This window comes from Ligilactobacillus salitolerans, from assembly GCF_003864415.1.
Lineage (GTDB): Bacteria > Bacillota > Bacilli > Lactobacillales > Lactobacillaceae > Ligilactobacillus > Ligilactobacillus salitolerans.
This window is the reverse complement of record NZ_BFFP01000054.1, coordinates 11608-12169: the sequence shown is the minus strand read 5'-3', so window position 1 is coordinate 12169 and position 562 is coordinate 11608. Positions and strand designations below refer to the sequence as shown.

At 42.7% G+C, this 562-nt stretch carries 1 pseudogene; it reads left to right on the top strand.

Annotated elements, in window-relative coordinates:
• Positions 1–11: 11 nt before the first annotated feature.
• Positions 12–562: pseudogene (locus tag LFYK43_RS13120) on the top strand (transposase); the annotation flags it as partial.

Sequence of the window (562 nt, the reverse complement as noted above, 5' to 3'; positions counted from 1 at the left end):
CTAATACATACCTGCGCAGCTATTTTTATCAATATCCACGTAAAGCACGGCTGGCAGTTCAAACTGTGACTGTTGACTTGTACTCGCCTTATCGCCCGCTGATCAAAGAGCTTTTTCCCAATGCCCTGATCATTGCGGATCGCTTCCATACCGTAGATCAGGCTTACCGTGGCTTAAACAGTGTCCGAATCTCAGTTATGAAGCAATATGGTGCAAAATCCCATGAAGGCCGCGCACTCAAGCGCCTCTGGAAGCTTTTAATGAAAGACTCAAATAAACTTGAATATGTCGAACGAAAAAAGCGTATTAACTTTCGCAGTGACTTGTTGACTGATTCAGAAGTTGTAGACCGGCTTTTGAAAATGTCTCCTGAGCTAGCTCAGGCTTATAAGTATTATCAAGAGCTTTTATTGGCTATACACCGCAAGAATGCAGTCTTATTAAAGGAACTCTTGAATGCGCCCCAGAAACTGCCTGAGGTAATGAAAAAAGTCAATAAAACCCTGCTCAAACACTTTGACGAAATCGTCAACAGCTTCAAAACCTCATATTCAAACGGTCC